This is a genomic window from Citrobacter sp. Cb004, from assembly GCF_030337065.1.
GTDB classification, from domain to species: Bacteria; Pseudomonadota; Gammaproteobacteria; order Enterobacterales; family Enterobacteriaceae; genus Citrobacter; species Citrobacter braakii.
Genome location: NZ_JAOWCH010000032.1, coordinates 1 through 356, shown reverse-complemented (window position 1 = coordinate 356; position 356 = coordinate 1). Strand labels below are relative to the sequence as shown.

Sequence of the window (356 nt, the reverse complement as noted above, 5' to 3'; positions counted from 1 at the left end):
GCCAGGGCGCTATAGAAAAGCAACTGATACAGATTCGTCGGCACGTCTGTCCATTTTCTAACGATGCCCAGCGCGACCACGACCAGCGCAGCCGGGTAAATGGCGCATAGCACGGGAACCGCCATTGCGGTGAGGGAATTCAGTCCCAGCACGGCAAGTGCTGCTGACACCATCAGGGAGAGCGTCACCAGCAGCCCATAAGACGCGCCGGTCGTCTGGTTGAAATAGCGCGCCGTTCCGGTCGTCAGACCAATGGCCGTGACCAGACAGGCGAGGGTAATGATCGCCGCCAACAACACCCGGCCATAAACGCCAAAAACAGTCTCGACATAGGCGCTCATCACCTGCATACCGTT

1 protein-coding gene is annotated in these 356 nt (G+C 58.4%); it reads right to left on the bottom strand.

Annotated elements, in window-relative coordinates; genetic code table 11:
• The coding region (locus tag OGV65_RS00900; protein WP_286454503.1) for a branched-chain amino acid transport system II carrier protein at positions 1–356 on the bottom strand (356 nt) is incomplete at both ends.